This is a genomic window from Xanthobacter pollutisoli (assembly GCF_040044995.1).
Taxonomy (GTDB): Bacteria; Pseudomonadota; Alphaproteobacteria; order Rhizobiales; family Xanthobacteraceae; genus Xanthobacter.
In genome coordinates this window covers 58,129-74,773 of sequence record NZ_JBDZDP010000006.1, presented here as the reverse complement: position 1 = coordinate 74,773, position 16,645 = coordinate 58,129, and the positions used below count along the sequence as shown (strand labels likewise).

The 16,645-nt window shown below is 69.3% G+C and carries 14 protein-coding genes; 7 read left to right on the top strand and 7 right to left on the bottom strand.

Annotated features, from left to right (window positions below; all coding sequences use genetic code 11):
* Positions 1–7: 7 nt before the first annotated feature.
* Both ABLE93_RS13985 and ABLE93_RS13980 read left to right on the top strand, forming a co-directional pair.
* Positions 8–1,549, top strand: coding sequence for an adenosine deaminase (locus tag ABLE93_RS13985; RefSeq protein WP_348840447.1), 1,542 nt, complete (start codon positions 8–10; stop codon positions 1,547–1,549).
* Positions 1,550–1,626: 77 nt separating this feature from the next.
* Entirely contained in the window at positions 1,627–2,703 is a 1,077-nt protein-coding gene (locus tag ABLE93_RS13980) for a class I SAM-dependent methyltransferase (RefSeq protein ID WP_348840446.1), read from the top strand.
* Between the two features lie 13 nt (positions 2,704–2,716).
* Here ABLE93_RS13980 and ABLE93_RS13975 read toward each other — a convergent pair whose 3' ends face one another.
* The 3 genes from ABLE93_RS13975 to ABLE93_RS13965 all read right to left on the bottom strand — a co-directional run bounded on the left by ABLE93_RS13975 (position 2,717) and on the right by ABLE93_RS13965 (position 6,263).
* The gene (locus ABLE93_RS13975) at positions 2,717–3,481 is read right to left on the bottom strand and encodes an aldolase/citrate lyase family protein (protein WP_348840445.1); all 765 of its coding nucleotides are present in this window, start codon (positions 3,479–3,481) and stop codon (positions 2,717–2,719) included.
* Positions 3,482–3,496: 15 nt separating this feature from the next.
* A complete protein-coding gene (gene araD / locus ABLE93_RS13970; RefSeq protein ID WP_348840444.1) occupies positions 3,497–5,233 on the bottom strand; it encodes an L-arabinonate dehydratase in 1,737 nt (578 codons plus the stop codon).
* A gap of 61 nt (positions 5,234–5,294) precedes the next feature.
* Entirely contained in the window at positions 5,295–6,263 is a 969-nt protein-coding gene (locus tag ABLE93_RS13965; protein WP_348840443.1) for a Bug family tripartite tricarboxylate transporter substrate binding protein, read from the bottom strand.
* A 162-nt stretch (positions 6,264–6,425) separates the two neighbouring features.
* Here ABLE93_RS13965 and ABLE93_RS13960 point away from each other — a divergent pair, with 162 nt between their 5' ends.
* Positions 6,426–7,127, top strand: a complete 702-nt coding sequence (locus ABLE93_RS13960; RefSeq protein ID WP_348840442.1) for a GntR family transcriptional regulator — start codon at positions 6,426–6,428, stop codon at positions 7,125–7,127.
* Positions 7,128–7,146: 19 nt separating this feature from the next.
* Here the strand turns inward: ABLE93_RS13960 and ABLE93_RS13955 are convergent, their stop codons facing one another.
* A complete protein-coding gene (locus tag ABLE93_RS13955; RefSeq protein ID WP_348840441.1) occupies positions 7,147–7,653 on the bottom strand; it encodes a peptide deformylase in 507 nt (168 codons plus the stop codon).
* 202 nt (positions 7,654–7,855) lie between these two features.
* On the opposite strand from ABLE93_RS13955, the gene ABLE93_RS13950 reads away from it, so the two are divergent.
* Positions 7,856–10,429, top strand: a complete 2,574-nt coding sequence (locus ABLE93_RS13950) for a hybrid sensor histidine kinase/response regulator (RefSeq protein ID WP_348840440.1) — start codon at positions 7,856–7,858, stop codon at positions 10,427–10,429.
* Positions 10,430–10,457: 28 nt separating this feature from the next.
* Here the strand turns inward: ABLE93_RS13950 and ABLE93_RS13945 are convergent, their stop codons facing one another.
* Positions 10,458–11,264 carry a transglutaminase-like domain-containing protein gene (locus tag ABLE93_RS13945; protein ID WP_348840439.1) on the bottom strand — a complete coding sequence of 269 codons (807 nt, stop codon included), beginning with the start codon at positions 11,262–11,264 and terminating at the stop codon, positions 10,458–10,460.
* Positions 11,265–11,416: 152 nt separating this feature from the next.
* Here ABLE93_RS13945 and ABLE93_RS13940 point away from each other — a divergent pair, with 152 nt between their 5' ends.
* A complete protein-coding gene (locus ABLE93_RS13940; protein ID WP_348840438.1) occupies positions 11,417–12,181 on the top strand; it encodes an N-formylglutamate amidohydrolase in 765 nt (254 codons plus the stop codon).
* Positions 12,182–12,197: 16 nt separating this feature from the next.
* Here ABLE93_RS13940 and ABLE93_RS13935 read toward each other — a convergent pair whose 3' ends face one another.
* Together ABLE93_RS13935 and ssuD are read right to left on the bottom strand one after the other, a co-directional pair.
* Positions 12,198–13,658: an FAD/NAD(P)-binding protein gene (locus tag ABLE93_RS13935; RefSeq protein WP_348840437.1), complete on the bottom strand. Its 1,461-nt coding sequence runs from the start codon at positions 13,656–13,658 to the stop codon at positions 12,198–12,200.
* 26 nt (positions 13,659–13,684) lie between these two features.
* On the bottom strand, positions 13,685–14,890 hold the full coding sequence (gene ssuD, locus ABLE93_RS13930; RefSeq protein ID WP_348840436.1) for an FMNH2-dependent alkanesulfonate monooxygenase: 1,206 nt from the start codon (positions 14,888–14,890) through the stop codon (positions 13,685–13,687).
* A gap of 187 nt (positions 14,891–15,077) precedes the next feature.
* Here ssuD and ABLE93_RS13925 point away from each other — a divergent pair, with 187 nt between their 5' ends.
* Both ABLE93_RS13925 and ABLE93_RS13920 read left to right on the top strand, forming a co-directional pair.
* Positions 15,078–15,623 (top strand): flavin reductase family protein, encoded by a 546-nt coding sequence (locus tag ABLE93_RS13925; protein WP_348840435.1) that lies wholly within the window; start codon positions 15,078–15,080, stop codon positions 15,621–15,623.
* A gap of 43 nt (positions 15,624–15,666) precedes the next feature.
* On the top strand, positions 15,667–16,626 hold the full coding sequence (locus ABLE93_RS13920; RefSeq protein ID WP_348840434.1) for a sulfonate ABC transporter substrate-binding protein: 960 nt from the start codon (positions 15,667–15,669) through the stop codon (positions 16,624–16,626).
* Positions 16,627–16,645: the final 19 nt, after the last annotated feature.

The window sequence follows — 16,645 nt, the reverse complement described above, 5'->3', positions numbered from 1 at the left end:
GGGTGCCGTGCGCCGCCGCCTCATCATCGTCCTCTGCCTTGCCGTGGTGCTGGTCGTCGCCGCGCGTCTCGTCATGGTCACGCGCGATCTGCCCGCGCAGCTCACCGGCGCGCATTTCGAGGGGCTGCGGCCGGAGCCGAACCGGCTGCGGGCCTTCCTCCACCGCATGCCGAAGGGCGGCGATCTGCACACCCATCTGTCGGGCGCGGTCTATGCCGAGCGGCTGATCGCCTGGGCCATCGCCGATGGCCTGTGCCTCGATCCCGCCGCCATGGTCATCCTGTCCCCGCCCGCGAACGCCCCGGCGGAGCGGCCGTGCGGCGACGAAGCCAAGGTGGTGCCCATCGCCGATGCGGTGGCGGGCTGGCGTGGGCAGACCACCTATGACCTTCTCGTCGACGCCCTTTCCATGCGCTGGTTCCTGCCGACACCGGCGGTGCCTTCCGGCCACGACCAGTTCTTCTCCACCTTCTCCAAGTTCAACCCCGCTACCGGCGGATCGGACTGGCAGCGCACGCTGGCGCGCACCGCCGAGATGACGGTGGACCAGCTGCGGCAATACCAGGCCGAAAACGTCCAGTATGCAGAGTTCATGGTCACGCTGCTCGAAGGCGAGGACCGCCGCAGGCTCGGCGAGGCCATCGGCAGCGAGCGCGAGCCCAAAGCCATGCTGGCGGCGCTGGAGCAGTCCGGCATCACCGCGGTGGTGACCCAGAAGGTGGAAGAGCTGCGCGCCCTCGTGGCGCGGGTGGACGAGATGCGGGGCTGCGCCGCCGACCGCACCCGTCCCGGCTGCGGCGTGCAGTTCCGCTACATCGCCCAGGTGAACCGCAACGGCGCGCCGGCCGAGGTGTTTGCCCAGACGGCGGTTGCCGCCGCCCTCGCGCGCGCCGCGCCCAGCATCGTCGCGGGGCTCAACTACGTGGGGCCGGAGGATTACCGCGCCGCCCGGCAGGACTATCGCACCCACATGCGGTGGATCGGCTTCCTCGCCGCCGACGTGCCGGTGGCGCTCCATGCCGGCGAGCTGTGGCTCGGCCTCGTCCCGCCGCCCGACCTCGACTTCCACATCCGCGACGCCATCGAGACGGCCAGCGCGCGGCGCATCGGCCACGGCACGGCCATCGGCTTCGAGCGCGACATGGACGGGCTTCTCGCCGAGATGAAGCGGCGCGGCGTCGCCGTGGAAATCGCGCTCACGTCGAGCGACGTGATCCTCGGCGTGCGCGGGCGCAACCACCCCATCCGCACCTATCTCTCCGCCGGCGTGGACGTGACGCTCGCCACCGACGATGCCGGCGTCTCGCGCATCGATCTCACCAACGAATATGTGCGCGCGGCGCGCGACCACGGGCTCGGCTATGGACGGCTGAAGCGTTTCGCCTTCGCCGCCCTCGAAAAATCCTTCCTGCCGGCGGCGGACAAGCAGCAGCAGGAGCAGAAGCTCCAGCGCGCCTTCGCGGCATTCGAGCAGGAGGTGACGGACGACCTCGCCTGGCCGGACTGGCTCGCGGCTTTCGCCCGGGCCCTCCTCCCCCGCCGCGGATGATCTCCCGCCCGGCGACGACGCCATTGAACGGCCACGCGTTACCGTCCATCCTCCCGGTAAAGAGCCCAGGGAGCGGAATGAGCATGGAGCGGGACGAGCACGGCGAGGCGCATCCTGCGCCAATGGAAGCGGGCTACTACAACGAGCATGCACAGCACCAGGCGGGGGGCGGCGTGAACGGCCTGCCGATGATCGACCGCGCCTTCGCATTGCTTGCCATCGACGGGCCGGTGACCATCGCCGACTATGGTTGCGCCCAGGGTCGCAATTCCCTCGCTCCGGTCGCGCGGGCGCTGACCCATGTGCGCCGCGCACGCGGCGACGTGCCGGTCACCGTGATCCACACCGACCAGCCCGACAACGACTTCGCCACCCTGTTCGGACTGTTGCACGACGATCCGGCAAGCTATCTGAGACACGATTCCAACATCTTCGCCGCCGCGGTCGGGCGCAGCTTCTACGAGCAGGTCCTGCCTCCGGGATCGGTGGATTTCGGCTGGAGCTCCTTCGCCACCCACTGGCTCAGCACCCCGCCGGTGGCGGAGGCCGACCATCTGTGGCCGCGCATGGCGAACCCGGCGGTCACCGCGCGCTTCGCCGCGCAGGCCGCCATCGACTGGCGGACCTTCCTCGCCTGCCGGGCCCGCGAGCTGAAGCCCGGCGGCACGCTCGTCGTGTTGCAGCCGAGCTTGGCGGAGGGCACGACGTCCACCTTTCCCGAGCTCATGGGCTTCGCGCAGGCGGAATTGGAGGGGATGGCGGAGGAGGGCGTCATCACGCCGGCCGAGCGTGGGCGGATGACCATTCTCATCTATGAGCGCACGCCCGACGACGTGCGCGCCCCCTTCGCGGAGGGGATGTTCGAGGGCCTGTCGCTGGTGGAGGACGCCGACTACGCCCTGCAGGATCCCTTCTGGCCCGCCTATCAGGCCAGCGGGGATGCCGAGGCTCTCGCCGACGGGCATCTCGGCTTCTTCCGTGCGCCCTTCTTCCCCTCGCTGATCGCCGCCCTCGACCCGGAGCGCGACGCGGCCTTCCGCGCCGCCTTCGCCGCACAGCTTTCGGCCGGGCTCAAGCGGCGCATGGTGGCCTCGCCCCTGCCCCTCCTCGCGCCCTCCGCCATCCACGTCGGCCTGTTTCGCAAGGCCGCCTGAGAGGCTCCTCCCGCTAGGTGTGGAAGCGGCGGGCCAGAGCCTCGGCACCGCGGGCGAGGAGGCCCGTGTCCGAGCCGACCGCGGTGAAGATGCAGCCGGCGGCGATGTAGCGCCGCGCCAGCGTCTCGTCGCCGGTGAGGATGCCGGCGCGGTTGCCGGCAGCAGAAATGCGGCCGATGAGCCCCTCGATGAGGGTGACGATGGCCTCGTTGTTCTGGTCGCCCAGATGGCCGATGGCGGCGGACAGGTCGCCGGGGCCGATGAACACGCCATCGACGCCGGGCACGGCGCAGATGGCCTCCAGATTGTCCATGCCGCGGCGGGATTCGATCTGCACCAGCACGCAGATCTCCTCGTGGGCGTGCCTGTAATAGTCCTTCACCCGGCCGAACCGGGAGGCACGGGAGGCGGCGGCGAAGCCGCGCACGCCGTCCGGGGGATAGCGCGTCGCCGCCACCGCGGCCGCCGCCTCCTCGGCGGTTTCCACCATGGGGATGAGGAAGCTCTGAACCCCGGCGTCCAGCAGGCGCTTGATGGCGACGGTGTCATTCAGCGGCGGGCGCACGATGGGCTGAACGTCGTGCTCCATGCAGGCCTGGAGCTGGCACAGCACCATGGGCAGCTCGTTGGCCGAATGCTCGGTGTCGAGCAGCAGCCATTCAAAGCCCGCGCCGGCGAGGATCTCCACCGTGACATGGCTGGCGAGGCTGCTCCACAGGCCGATCTGCTGCCGGCCGCCATGGATGGCGTGCTTGAAGGCGTTCCTGGGCAATTCCACGAGTGATATCCCTGTTCAGTAGATGGCGGGTTCGCCCGGGCCGGGACCGAACGCGGTTTCGAGAAAATCGAAGTCGCAGCCGAGATGCGCCTGGCTGACGTGGCGCGAATACATCCAGCCGTAGCCGCGCTCGAAGCGCGGCGCGGGCGCGGGCAGCACGGCCCGGCGGCGCTCCAGCTCCTCCGGCGCCACCTGCATGTCGATGCGCCGGTTCGGCACGTCGATGCTTACGAGATCCCCGGTGCGCAGCAAGGCAAGCGGGCCGCCCACATGGCTCTCCGGCGAGACATGGAGGATGCAGGCGCCGTAGCTGGTCCCGCTCATGCGCGCGTCGGAGATGCGGACCATGTCGCGAACGCCCGCCTTCACCAGCCGCTTGGGGATGGGGAGCATGCCCCATTCGGGCATTCCGGGACCGCCAAGGGGCCCGGCGTTGCGCAGGACGAGGACATGATCGGGGGTCACGTCCAGGCTTTCGTCGTCGGTGGCCGCCTTCAGGCTCGGATAATCGTCGAAGACAAGGGCCGGACCGGTGTGGACGCGCAGATGGGGGGCGCAGGCGCTCGGCTTGATGACGCAGCCCTCGGGCGCGAGATTGCCCCGTAGCACCGCGAGCGCCCCCTCCGCATAGATGGGCTTGCCGAGAGGGCGGATGACGTCGTCATTGTGCACCTTGGCCCCGGCGATGACCTCCCCGAGCCTGCGGCCGGACACGGTGAGGGCGTCGAGGTGGAGAACCTCCGCGAGCCGCGTCATCAGCGCCGGCAGCCCGCCGGCGAAGTAGAAATCCTCCATCAGATAGTCGTCGCCCGAGGGGCGCACGTTGGCGAGCACGGGGACGCGGCGGCTCGCGGCGTCGAAATCGTCCAGCGTGATGTCGCAGCCGGCGCGCCGCGCCTGGGCGATGAGATGGATGATGGCGTTGGTGGAGCAGCCCATGGCCATGGCCACCACGATGGCGTTCTCGAAGGCCGCGCGGGTCTGGATGCGGGCGGGCACGAGATCCTCCCACACCATCTCCACGATCCGGCGACCCGCTGCCGCGCACATGCGGATGTGCCCGGCGTCGGCCGCCGGGATGGATGAGGCGCCCGGCAGCGTCATGCCGATGGCCTCGGCGATGGCGGTCATGGTGCTGGCGGTGCCCATGGTCATGCAATGGCCGTAGGATCGGGCGATGCCCCCCTCGATCTCGTTCCAGGCCGCCTCGTCGATTTTGCCGGCGCGGCGCTCGTCCCAGAACTTCCAGGCATCGGAGCCGGAGCCCAGAGTCTTGCCGTTCCAGTTGCCGCGCAGCATGGGGCCGGCCGGGACGTAGATGGCCGGCACGCCGGCGCTGGTGGCGCCCATGAGAAGCGCCGGCGTGCTCTTGTCGCAACCGCCCATGAGCACTGCGCCGTCCACCGGATGCGCGCGGATCACCTCCTCGACTTCCATGGCGAGCATGTTGCGGTAGAGCATGGACGAGGGCTTCAGGAAGGTCTCGGACACGGAATGGACCGGCACCTCCAGCGGAAAGCCGCCGGCCTGAAACACCCCGCGCTTGATGTCCGCCACCCGCTCGCGGAAGTGGGCGTGGCAGGAATTGAAGTCCGACCAGGTGTTGAGGATGGCGATGACCGGCCGGCCCGCCCAGTCCTCCGGCGCATAGCCCATCTGGCGGAGGCGGGAGCGGTGGCCAAAGCTGCGCAGGTCATCGGCGGCGAACCACCGGGCACTGCGCAGCAGGTCGAGACTCTTGGTGCGCGTCATGATCGGAACCTGTGGATGGAATGCTATCTCGGCGCCGGACCGCTGGGCGTCCGGCGGGCCTTTATTGGGTCACGATATTCCCGGCCTTCACCACGTCGCGCCAGCGCTGTTCCTCTGCGGCCTGGAAGGCGGCGAAGTCGGCGGGCGTGCTGGCGACCACCTCGAAGCCGAGCTCGTTGAACTTGGCCTTCACCGCCGGGTCGGCAAGGCCCGCCCGGAAGGCGTCCACCACCTTGGCCCTCACGTCCGCGGGCAGGCCCTTGGGCGCCGCCGCGGCCTGCCAGGAATAGACGTCGATGCCGTCCACGCCGGCCTCCTTCATGGTGGGCACGTCGGGCAGGACCGGATTGCGCTCGGCCGCCGTCACCGCGAGGGCTTTCAGCTTGCCGGCCTTGATCTGGTTGGCCACGGCGCCGAGGTTCTGGAACGACACGTCCGCATGGCCGGCGATGAGATCGGCGATGGCCGGGCCGCCGCCCTTGTACGGCACGTGGATGCCGCTCGTGCCGGTCTTCTGCCAGAACAGCGCCGCGGTGAGGTGATCGGAGGAGCCGACCCCCGAGGAGGCGAAGGTCACCTTATCGGGTGTCTTCTTCAGGTGCGCCACCAGCTCCTTGACCGAACCGACTGGGAAATTGGGATTGGCCACCAGCACGTTGGGAGTGCGCACCGCCACCGTGACGAGGTCGAAGTCGGTCTTGGGGTTGTAGCTCAGCGCCGGATTGAGCGCGGGATTGATGGCGAAGACGCCGATGGACCCGACCAGCAGCGTATAGCCGTCTGCCGGGGAAGCCTTCACATGGGTCGCACCGGTGCCGCCGTTGGCCCCCGGCCGGTTGTCGATGACCACCGGCTGTCCCAGCGCCTCGGACGCCTTTGGCGCGATGAGCCGCGCTGTGCTGTCGGAGGCGCCGCCGGGCGGGAAGGGCACCACCACCGTGACGGGTCGCTGCGGATAGGACTGGCCGAACGCCGGCGCGGCGCAGAGCGCGGCGACGAGGGCGATCGCAAGGGAGCTCCGGCGGGTCATGTTTCCTCCTGGGCGCGTCTGGCGCTTGATTGAGGAGCCGGCGCCCTTGGCGTGGCGACCCGTCTCCTTGCCGCCCCGTCGTGCCGCGGAGCGTGCTTTCGCGCGCAACTAAAGCGCTAATGCATTAGTGCCGTCAAGCGCGAGGTAAGCTATCCTTGCGCCATGGACACGACGACGCCCTCCGCGCGCCCCTCCCGCGACCCCTCCCGCCATGCCGCACCGCAGGTGTTCGACTATCTGCGCGAACGCATCATCGCCCTCGAGTTGCCGCCGGGGACGCTGATCTCGCGGGCGGAGCTTCAGGATCTGTTCGGCTTCTCCTCGACCCCGGTACGCGACGCGCTGCTGAAGCTGCAAGAGGAGCAGCTGGTGGACATCTTTCCCCAGCACGCCACGGTGGTGAGCCCGATCGATCTGGCGTTGGCGCGGCAGGCGCATTTCCTCCGCCGCTCCATCGAGCTGGAGGCGGTGCGCACCATCGCCCTCGACGATGGCCACGCCGCCGTGGCCGGCCGGCTGGAAACGGTGATCGAGGTGCAGGCCACCCTGCTGGCGCGCGGCGACCTGCCCGGCTTCGAGACCACCGACCGCGAATTCCACCGCACCCTGTTCGACGCCACCGGCATCCAGAGCCTGTGGGTCATGTCGCGCCGCTATTCCGGCCACATCGACCGCATCCGCCGCCTGCATCTGCCCATGCCGGGCAAGGCGGAGCGGGTTATCCGCGAGCATCGCGCCATCGCGGCGGCCATCGCTTCGGGCGATGCTGCGGCGGCGCAGGAGGCGCTGCGCAGCCACCTTTCCAACTCCCTCGCCCACACCCCAGAACTGCGCGAGCGCTGGCCGGCCTATTTCCGCGACTGAAACCCGCGCCTGAGACGCCTCAGACTCCGGCCGCGCGCCGCGCCTTCTCGTAGCGGCGGATGACCCGATCGCGTTTCAGCTTGGACAGGCGCTGCAACCAGAAGACCCCGTCGAGCTGGTCGATCTCATGCTGGTGGCAGACGGCAAGGAGCCCCTCCGCCTCCTCCTCGAAAAACCCGCCGGCGAGGTCCTGGTAGCGCACCCGCACCCGGGCGTGGCGCTCCACCTCTTCCGTCGCCCCCGGCATGGAGACGCTGCCCTCAGCGTGGCGCATGCGCTCGTCCGACGCCCACACGATGGCGGGGTTCACGTAGGTCCGCGGCGGCTCCCCCCGCGTCAGCTCCAGCACGCTCACCCGCAGGAGGACGCCCACATGGGGTGCGGTGATGCCGATGCCCGGGGCCGCCCGCATCGTGTCCAGGAGGTCGCCAGCGAGCCGCGCGAGCTCCGCATCGAAAGCCGTCACCGGCGCGGCCACAACCTTGAGCCGCGCGTCGGGAAAGCTCACGATCGGCCTAATCGCCATGAAGTCCGCCCCCTGCCCGCCGGACGCTGCAAAAAATATCCGCTTGCCGGAACCCCTAGCTCGAATCGGCGTTTTACGCGAACTGTCGGTGCGCTCCTGCTCAGCTTGAGCGCGTGGCGCGGGCAACCGGGTCTCGACAGCACGCCAGAACACCGCGCCATGACATCGAGTGCGACCACCATAGTGGCAGGGGGCCAGCGCCGTGAATGCGAACGCGCCGATTCCGTCGAACTGGCTGAAATTGGGGGGCGAGTGCGGCGAGCTCATTGCCGCCCATGATTGGTCGGCCACCTCGCTGGGGCCCATCGACACCTGGAACGAGCACTTTCGCTCCACCGTCTCCGCCATCGTCAACTCGCCCATCCCCAAGGTCCTCATGTGGGGACCCGACCATGTGATGATCTACAACGACGGCTATTCCGTCATCGCCGGCGGCAACCACCCCCGCGCCCTCGGCGGGACGGTGGAGGGGATCTGGCCGGAAATCTGGGACTTCAACCGCCGCATCATCGAGAACGGCATGCGCGGGGAGATCCAGAGCTACCGCGACCAGTCCATGACGCTGAGGCGCAGCGGCGCGCCCGAGGAAGTGTTCTTCGACCTGTTCTATACGCCCATCCCCACTGCCGACGACGTCATCGGCGGCGTCCTGTGCACGGTGCTGGAGATTACCCAGCGGGTGCACATGGAGCGCGAGCTGATCGCCAGCAACAAGCGCTTCGCCGCCGCCATGGCCGCGGTGCGCGGCGTGCTCTGGACCAACAGCGCCGACGGCGAGATGGCCGGCCCGCAGCCCGGCTGGGAGGCCCTGACAGGCCAGAGCTTTGCGGAATATCAGGGCTACGGCTGGTCGAAGGCGGTTCACCCAGAAGACGCGCAGCCCACCGTCGAGGCCTGGCAGCGGGCGGTGGCGGATCGGGACATCTTCGTGTTCGAGCATCGCGTGCGCCGGCGCGATGGGGAATGGCGCCACTTCGCCATCCGCGCCGTACCCATCCTGTCGGATGCGGGCAACATCACCGAATGGGTCGGCGTCCACACCGACATCACCGACCAGCGCGACGCCGAGGAGGCGCTGCGCGACCGCGCCCGCGAACTGGAGCAGGAGGTCCACAACCGAGAGCTCGCGGAAGACAAGCTGCGCGCGCTCAACGAGCATCTGGAGAGTCGCGTCGCCACCGCCATCGAGGAGCGCCGGCAGGCGGAGCTTGCCCTCGCACAGAGCAAGAAGCTCGAGACCATCGGCCAGCTCACCGGCGGCGTTGCGCACGACTTCAACAATCTCCTGCAGGTGGTCTCGGGCAATCTCCAGCTCCTCGCCCGCGACGTGGCCGGCAACGAGCGCGCCGAGCGGCGCGTGGGCAACGCCATGGCGGGCGTGGCGCGGGGCTCCAAGCTCGCCGCCCAGCTCCTGGCCTTCGGCCGCCGGCAGGCGCTGGAGCCGAAAGTGGTGAACGTGACGCGCTTCGTGCGCGGGATGGACGAGATGCTGCGCCGGGCCATCGGCGAGGGCATCGAGATCGAGACCGTCGCCGCCGGCGGGCTATGGAACACGTTCATCGACCCGGCCCAGATCGAGAACGCCCTCCTCAACCTCGCCATCAACGCCCGCGACGCCATGAACGGGCAGGGCAAGCTCACCATCGAGCTCGGCAACGCCACCCTCGACGACGCCTACGCCCGCGTCCATCCCGAGGTGCTGCCGGGCCAGTACGTGATGCTCGCCGTGACCGACACCGGCTCGGGCATTGACGCCAGCATCGTCGACAAGGTGTTCGAGCCCTTCTTCTCCACCAAGGCGGAAGGCAAGGGCTCCGGCCTCGGCCTCTCCATGGTCTACGGCTTCGTGAAGCAGTCGGGCGGTCACGTGAAGGTCTATTCCGAGCTCGGCCACGGAACGACCATCCGCCTCTACCTGCCCCGCGCCATGGCGAGCGAGGACGTCGAAGTGGCGACCACGGCCCAGGACGTGGCGGGTGGGCCGGAAACCATCCTGGTGGTGGAGGACGACGAGGAGGTGCGCAACACCGTGGTGGAGATGCTGGGCGACCTCGGCTATCGCGTGCTCAAAGCGGTGGATGCCCAGTCCGGCCTCAGCGTGGTGGAGAGCGGCATCTCCATCGACCTGCTGTTCACCGACGTGGTCATGCCCGGCCCCATGAAGAGCACCGAGCTTGCGCGCCGCGCCAAGGAGCGCTTGCCGAATATCGCGGTGCTGTTCACATCCGGCTATACGGAGAACTCCATCGTCCACGGCGGACGACTGGACAGCGGCGTCGACTTGCTGTCCAAACCCTATACGCGCGAAGCGCTGGCCCGAAAGGTACGGCACGTGATCAGCAACGAGAAGCAGCGCATCCAGGCTGCCGAGCGGGCGGCCCAGGCGGAAGCCCTGCCCGATCCCGTCCCCCCGGCGCCGGAGCCGGGCCCGTCCCGCAGCGTACTGCTGGTGGAGGACGACCTGCTCATTCGCATGAGCGCCGCCGACATGCTGCGCGAGGCCGGCTGCACCGTGCTCGAGGCGGCCGACGCGGAGGCGGCCCTCGCCATCGCCGGCTCAACGCCCATAGACGTCCTGATGACCGATATCAACCTGCCGCGGCTCTCCGGCCATGCGCTGGCGGAGCAGGTTCGGGCGCTTCAGCCGAACGTGCAGCTGATCTTCGCCACCGGCGAGGGCGGGCCGGAGATCCCCTCCGATGCCCGCCTGCTGCGCAAGCCCTACGTCTTCCGCGACCTCCTGGCGGCGCTGGGGCCAGCGCCGGAATCGGAGTGACGCAGGGATCGCGGCGCGATCCTGCCGCTCACTCGATCTCTTCGGTGATCACCTTGAAGCCGGTGAGCATCGAGGGGCCGAAGGAGGTGAGGATGGCGACGTCGGTGGCATCGCGGCCGCGCGCCATGAGGATGCGGCCGATGCGCGGCTTGTTGTGCCGGGCATCGAACGTGTACCATCGGCCCCCCAGGAACACCTCGAACCAGGCGGAGAAATCCATCGGGTTGGGGTCTTTCGGCACGCCGATGTCGCCGAGATAGCCGGTGCAGTAGCGCGCCGGAATGTTCATGCAGCGGCACAAAGCGATGGCGAGGTGGGCGAAGTCCCGGCAGACCCCACGCTTCTCGTTGTAGCCGTCGTAGGCGGTGCGCAGGTGGCTCGCGTCGGCATAGTTGAACTTGATGTGGCCGTGCACAAAGTCACAGATCGCCTGCACCAGCGGCCAGCCCTTGGGCAGATGGCCAAACATGGACCACGCGATGTCGCTGAGCCGGTCGGTCTCGCAATAGCGGCTGCCGAGCAGGAAGATGAGCACCTCCACGGGCAGCTCGTTCAACGGATGCTGGACCGCGTCGGGGGCGTATTCGTCCGGAGCGCCGCTGTCGCGGATCACGAAGTCCGCATACATGGTGACCGGCCCGGCCGGAGCCTGGATGACGTGGCAGAAGTTGCCGAAGCTGTCGTGATACGTGTTGGCCGGCAGGTCGGGACTGAAGTTCACGCGGTCGACGCTCTCAAGGTCGTTGACCCGCGAGGGGTGGACGCTGAGCGTCAGGATCATGGGTGTGGGCTGGGGACAGGAGTAGCTGATCTCGTAGCCCGCGCGAATTCTCATCTCGAACCTCTTGGGGGTTTGCGCGAGCCCAATGCGCGGATGTCTGCTATGGCTCGCGTTCAATCGTAACGGCGCCGTTCCCGGTGCCGCCTTCAGCGGGACTTCTCGTGGACAGCAACGAAACTGACCGCGTCGGCCAGAGCCGGCACGCCTTGCTGGCCGACGGCGACATCGCGCCCGTCACCGTGCTCAATGCAAAAGGCGCGTCCGCGTTCCTCATCGTCGCAGATCACGCTGGAAACGTGTTTCCCGGCGCCCTGGACCGGCTCGGCATCACCGAGGCGGATCAAGCGCGTCACATCGCCTGGGATATCGGCATTGCGGGCGTGTGCCGCGGGCTGGCGGAACGTCTCGACGCAACACTCATACAGCAGAATTACTCGCGTCTCATCATCGACTGCAACCGGCCGCCGGACACCCCCGCCTCCATCCCGATGATGAGCGAGCGCACGCCCATCCCCGGCAATCGCGACCTCGGCGCCCTCGAACGCCAGGCCCGCCTGGACGAGATCTTCGCGCCCTACCACGCGCGGATCGCCGAGGAAATCGACGGGCGCACCGCCGCCGCGCGCCCGACCGTGCTCATTGCCATGCACAGCTTCACACCCGTCTATCTCGACGAGGCGCGCCCGTGGCATGCCGGCGTGCTCTATCGCGATGATGTGCCCTTCGCCAGCGCGGTGCTGGCGGCGCTGCGCACGAACAGCGACCTCGTCATCGGTGACAACGAGCCTTACGCCGTCAGCGCGGCGACGGACTACACTTTGCCGGTGCACGGCGGCGCGCGCGGCCTGCGGCACGTGGGCATCGAGATCCGCCAGGACCTGCTGGCCGATCCGGCCGGGCAAGAGGAATGGGCAGCGCGTATGGCCGCGGTCCTTGAAACGGCGATCGCCGCTTGCCCGCCTGGCGCCTGACGCTGCGGGAGGGCAATCAGATGCCCTCACCCAGATTGACGAAATCGGCGATGAGACGCGCTTCCGGACGGTGATGGGGGATCGCGGCACGCGACAGTGCGTCCGCCAGTTGGTGCGCCTGCACGGCGATCTCCGGCACCGCCGTCACCTCCCAGAAGGCCGGGCGGGTCAGCGCGCCGAGGGCGAACAGCCAGGTGGAGGCGTGACCATATCGGTCGAGCACCGCGCAGCCACGCGTTTCGATGCCGAGGCCGAGGGCATCGGCGCGGATGCGCCCCGTCTCCCGCAGCGCCTCGAAGGGCGGGGCGGCGAGGCTGGCGAAATCCGAGCGCGGCCCCGTGCAATTGACCACCCGTGCCACTTGGAGCACCGCGGCGCGGCCCGAGTGGCGGCGCCGGATGGTGGCGGCAATGCCGCCGGGCACCCCCTCCAGGGCGGTGAGGCGCCCTGCCATCACCTGCAGCTGGCCCGATGTGACGAGAGCTTCGAGGCCGGCGGCAATGCGCGGCGCCATGCGATGGCGGTGGACGTCCCAATAGGTGCGGGCGTGGCGCAGGAAGCGCGCCCGCGCCGCCTGCGACCAGCCGGACCAGACCCCGGCGAGGGCGGGCCGGGCCGCATCCATCACCCTTTGCCAGGGCACGTCGCGCGCCGCCGCCTGCGCCACCGCCGCGCGGATGATGCGCAGCGCCTGGTTGGGGTCCCGCGCCTCCGCCGGATCGAGGAAAGCCTCAAAGCCGCCCTTGCGGCCGGGCACGTCCGCATGAGTCTGCGGCAGCAGCCCGTGACGCGAGACGCTCCAGATGGGTCCGCGATGCCCGCGCGCGGCGAGCATCAGCGCCACGTCCACCATGGTGAGGCCGGAGCCGAGAAGCAACACCGGGTCGTCCGCGCCAAGAGCGTCGAGGGCGTCGAAGCGCCAGGGATCGGGCACGAACAGGGGGCTGTCGTAGACCCCGCCGTCGCGGCAGCGCGGCGGCCGGGGCGGCAGGTTGCCGGTGGCGAGCACCACATGGGTGCCCTCGATGCGCCGCCCGTCGGCCAGCTGGACGCAGGGCACGGGCCGGTCGCTCACCCGCACCACATCGCCGCGCACCCGCCGCAGGCGCCCGTCGCCCGCGTCGAGCGCCGCTTCCAGCCGCTCGGCAAGATAGGCGCCGAACAAGGCGCGCGGTACGAAGGCCCGGTTCAAATCGCCGCCGGCCTCGTCGAGGGCCGCCGACAGGTCGGCGCCGGAAGCGATGAGCCACTGGGCAAAGGTCGGCGCCAGTCCAAGCTCCATGCGCGCCACCGGGACATTGAGCAGGTGCTGGGGGGCGCATGCGCCATAGGCGAGGCCCGGCCCCGCCCGCCGCTCGCGCTCCACCAGCACCACGTCGAGCCGCGGCGCCGCGGCGGCGGCGAGTGCGAACAGCGTGCCGGCGAAACCGCCGCCGACGACGATGATGGACTTGCGCTGCTCCCAGGCGTTCAGCATGACGATGCTCCTCGCGAGCCGGGGGTTCAGGAGGCCGACACCCGCCGGACCTCGGGAACGATGGCGTTGCCGATGATCTCGCCGAACGGGCCGCGATGATTTGCGGCCACGACCGGCGCGCCGGTCTCCGCCGCACGCGGCAGGAGCGGCAGCACGCTCTCTCCGAAGCGGTAGGCTTCCTCCAGGTGAGGATAGCCGGAGAGCACGAAGGTATCGACACCCAGTGCCATGTATTCCTTCATGCGCTCCGCCACGGTCTGCGGGTCGCCCACCAGAGCGGTTCCCGCGCCGCCCCGCACCAGGCCCACCCCGGCCCACAGATTGGGGCTGACCTCGAGATTGTCGCGCCGGCCGCCGTTGAGAGCGCTCATCCTTCGCTGGCCTTCGGAATCCATGCGGGCGAAGACCTTCTGCGCCTCGGCTATGGTCGTGTCGTCGATATAACGGATGAGGTCCTCCGCCGCCGCCCAGGCCGCCTTGGCGGTGTCGCGCACGATGACGTGGAGGCGGATGCCGAACGTGACCTCGCGGCCCACCGCAGCGGCGCGGGTGCGGATGTCGCGGATTTTCTCGGCCACCTGGGCCGGTGGCTCGCCCCAGGTGAGATACTTCTGCACCTGCCGGGCGGCCACGTCATGGGCCGGGGCGGAGGAGCCGCCGAAGTACAGCGGCGGATGCGGCTGCTGCACCGGCGGATAGAGCAGCTTCCCGCCCTCCACCTTCAGATGCTTGCCGGCGGAGGTGACCTCCTCCCCCTTCAGGAGGCGGGTGTAGATGTCGAGGAATTCGGCGGTGATCTCGTAGCGCTCCGCATGATCGGCGAAGAAGCCGTCGCCCTTGTTCTCCACCGGATCGCCGCCGGTGACGACATTGATGAGCGCCCGGCCGTTGGACAGCCGGTCGAGGGTCGCGGTCATGCGCGCCGCCACCGCCGGCGAGAGCAGGCCCGGACGTACGGCGACGAGGAATCGCAGGCGCCCGGTGAGCCCCGCGAGAGCCGAGGCCACGACCCAGCTGTCCTCGCAGCTTCTGCCGGTGGGAATGAGGACGCCGTAATAGCCGAGCTGGTCCGCGGCCTGCGCGATCTGCCTGAGATACGGAAGGCTCACCTCCCGCGCCTTGTGCGACGTGCCGAGATAGTGGCCGTCGCCATGGGTCGGAAGGAACCACAGGACATTGGCGGCGTCGGCCGGCCTTTGGGCGGCGCTCGGCAGATCTGCACTGGCGGACATGGGAGGCTCCGGTTGCGCGCCGGCGAGGGAATGCGGCGCCGAATTACATAGTCAATAAACTTGATAGAATTTATTGACTCAAGCTGCACCGCCTGTCTATCCTTTTTCTCAGACCCACCCCGAGGGCTTTCCCGGACCCGCCTGGCGCGGCTCCGGCCCGCCGGCCGCGCATCGAAAGCAGTGTTTCATGAACGCGCACGTCCCCTCCGCCTCCGCGCCCGCCACCCCCTCCTCCCATGGGGCGCTGCCCCCCGGCTCGCTCGCTTTCCGTGCCGCCATGCGCAAGCTCGCCGGGTCGGTCAGCGTGCTCACCGTCGGCCAGGGCGAAGCGCGTACCGGGCTCACCGCCACCTCGGTCTCCTCTCTGTCCGTGGAGCCGCCCACCCTGGTCATCTGCGTCAATCGCGCGGCTTCGTCCTTCGCCACGTTGCTGAGCGAGCGGGTGTTCGCCATCAACGTGCTGCGGACCGCGCACCAGGGCGTGGCGGACCGCTTCGCCGGCGTCGGCGGGATCAAGGGCGCGGCGCGCTACGCCGATGCCGACTGGACCCGACTCGCCACCGGCGCGCCGGTTCTCGCAGACGCGCTCGCCGCCTTCGACTGCGAACTGGAGGACGCCATCGAGCGGCACTCCCACGTCATCGTCATCGGCCGGGTGGTGGCCTCGCGCATCACCGAAAATGCCGAGCCGCTCCTCTACTGGGCTGGCGGCTATCGCGGCCTTGCCCTCTGAACCGCCCCGCCCGACCTAATCCGCCCCGCGAAGGAGCCCCTCCATGACCACCCGCCCCACCCGCCGCAGCTTCGCTCTCCTTGCCGTCGGCATCGCCGGCAGCCTCGTTCTCGCCGGTGCCCCGGCCCGCGCGCAGGAGAAAGTGGTGCGCATCGGCTACCAGAAGTACGGCACCCTCATCCTCTTGAAGAACAAGGGGCTCCTGGAGGCGCGGCTGAAGCCGCTCGGCTATCAGGTGAAATGGGCCGAGTTCCCGGCCGGCCCACAGCTTCTGGAGGCGGTCAACGCCGGGGCGGTCGACTTCGGCAACACCGGCGAAGCACCGCCCATCTTCGCCCAGGCCGCCGGCGCCCCCCTCGTCTACGTGGGCTACGAACCGGCGGCGCCCCAGGGCGAGGCGATCCTCGTGCCCAAGGACAGCCCGCTCAAGACGCTCGCCGATCTCAAGGGCAGGACGATCGCCCTCAACAAGGGCTCCAACGTCCACTATCTGCTGGTGAAGGCCCTGGAGCAGGCCGGCGTGCCCTATTCCGACGTCAAGACCGCCTTCCTCACGCCTGCCGACGCCCGCGCCGCCTTCGAGCGCGGATCGGTGGATGCATGGGCCATCTGGGACCCGTTCCAGGCGGCTGCGGAGAAGACCCTCGCCGCGCGCCAGCTCACCGACGGCACCGGCATCGTTGCAAACTACCAGTTCTATCTGTCCACCCGCAGCTTCGTGGACCAGGCGCCACAGGTGGTGGATGCGGTCCTCGCAGGGGTCGCCGAAATCGGCGCGTGGGTGAAGGCCAATCCCAAGGCTGCTGCGGCGGAATTCTCGCCGCTCATCGGCATTCCCGAGCCGATCCTCGAGGTCGCTCTCGCCCGCCAGCAATATGACGTGAAGCCCATCACGCCCGAGGTGGCGGTGGCGCAGCAGAAGGTGGCGGATGCGTTCCACGCCCTCGGCCTCATCCCGCGGCCCATCCGGATCGCCGATGCGCTGCGGGCGCCCAAGTCCTGATCGCCGGCGACCTCGGGAG

Bases quoted from the DNA above. Each gene is read 5' to 3' on its own strand.
- ABLE93_RS13980 (WP_348840446.1), top strand. From the start codon at position 1,627: ATGAGCATGGAGCGGGACGAGCACGGCGAGGCGCATCCTGCGCCAATG.
- araD (WP_348840444.1), bottom strand. From the start codon at position 5,233: ATGACGCGCACCAAGAGTCTCGACCTGCTGCGCAGTGCCCGGTGGTTC.
- ABLE93_RS13965 (WP_348840443.1), bottom strand. From the start codon at position 6,263: ATGACCCGCCGGAGCTCCCTTGCGATCGCCCTCGTCGCCGCGCTCTGC.
- ABLE93_RS13960 (WP_348840442.1), top strand. From the start codon at position 6,426: ATGGACACGACGACGCCCTCCGCGCGCCCCTCCCGCGACCCCTCCCGC.
- ABLE93_RS13955 (WP_348840441.1), bottom strand. From the start codon at position 7,653: ATGGCGATTAGGCCGATCGTGAGCTTTCCCGACGCGCGGCTCAAGGTT.
- ABLE93_RS13945 (WP_348840439.1), bottom strand. From the start codon at position 11,264: ATGAGAATTCGCGCGGGCTACGAGATCAGCTACTCCTGTCCCCAGCCC.
- ABLE93_RS13935 (WP_348840437.1), bottom strand. From the start codon at position 13,658: ATGCTGAACGCCTGGGAGCAGCGCAAGTCCATCATCGTCGTCGGCGGC.
- ssuD (WP_348840436.1), bottom strand. From the start codon at position 14,890: ATGTCCGCCAGTGCAGATCTGCCGAGCGCCGCCCAAAGGCCGGCCGAC.
- ABLE93_RS13925 (WP_348840435.1), top strand. From the start codon at position 15,078: ATGAACGCGCACGTCCCCTCCGCCTCCGCGCCCGCCACCCCCTCCTCC.
- ABLE93_RS13920 (WP_348840434.1), top strand. From the start codon at position 15,667: ATGACCACCCGCCCCACCCGCCGCAGCTTCGCTCTCCTTGCCGTCGGC.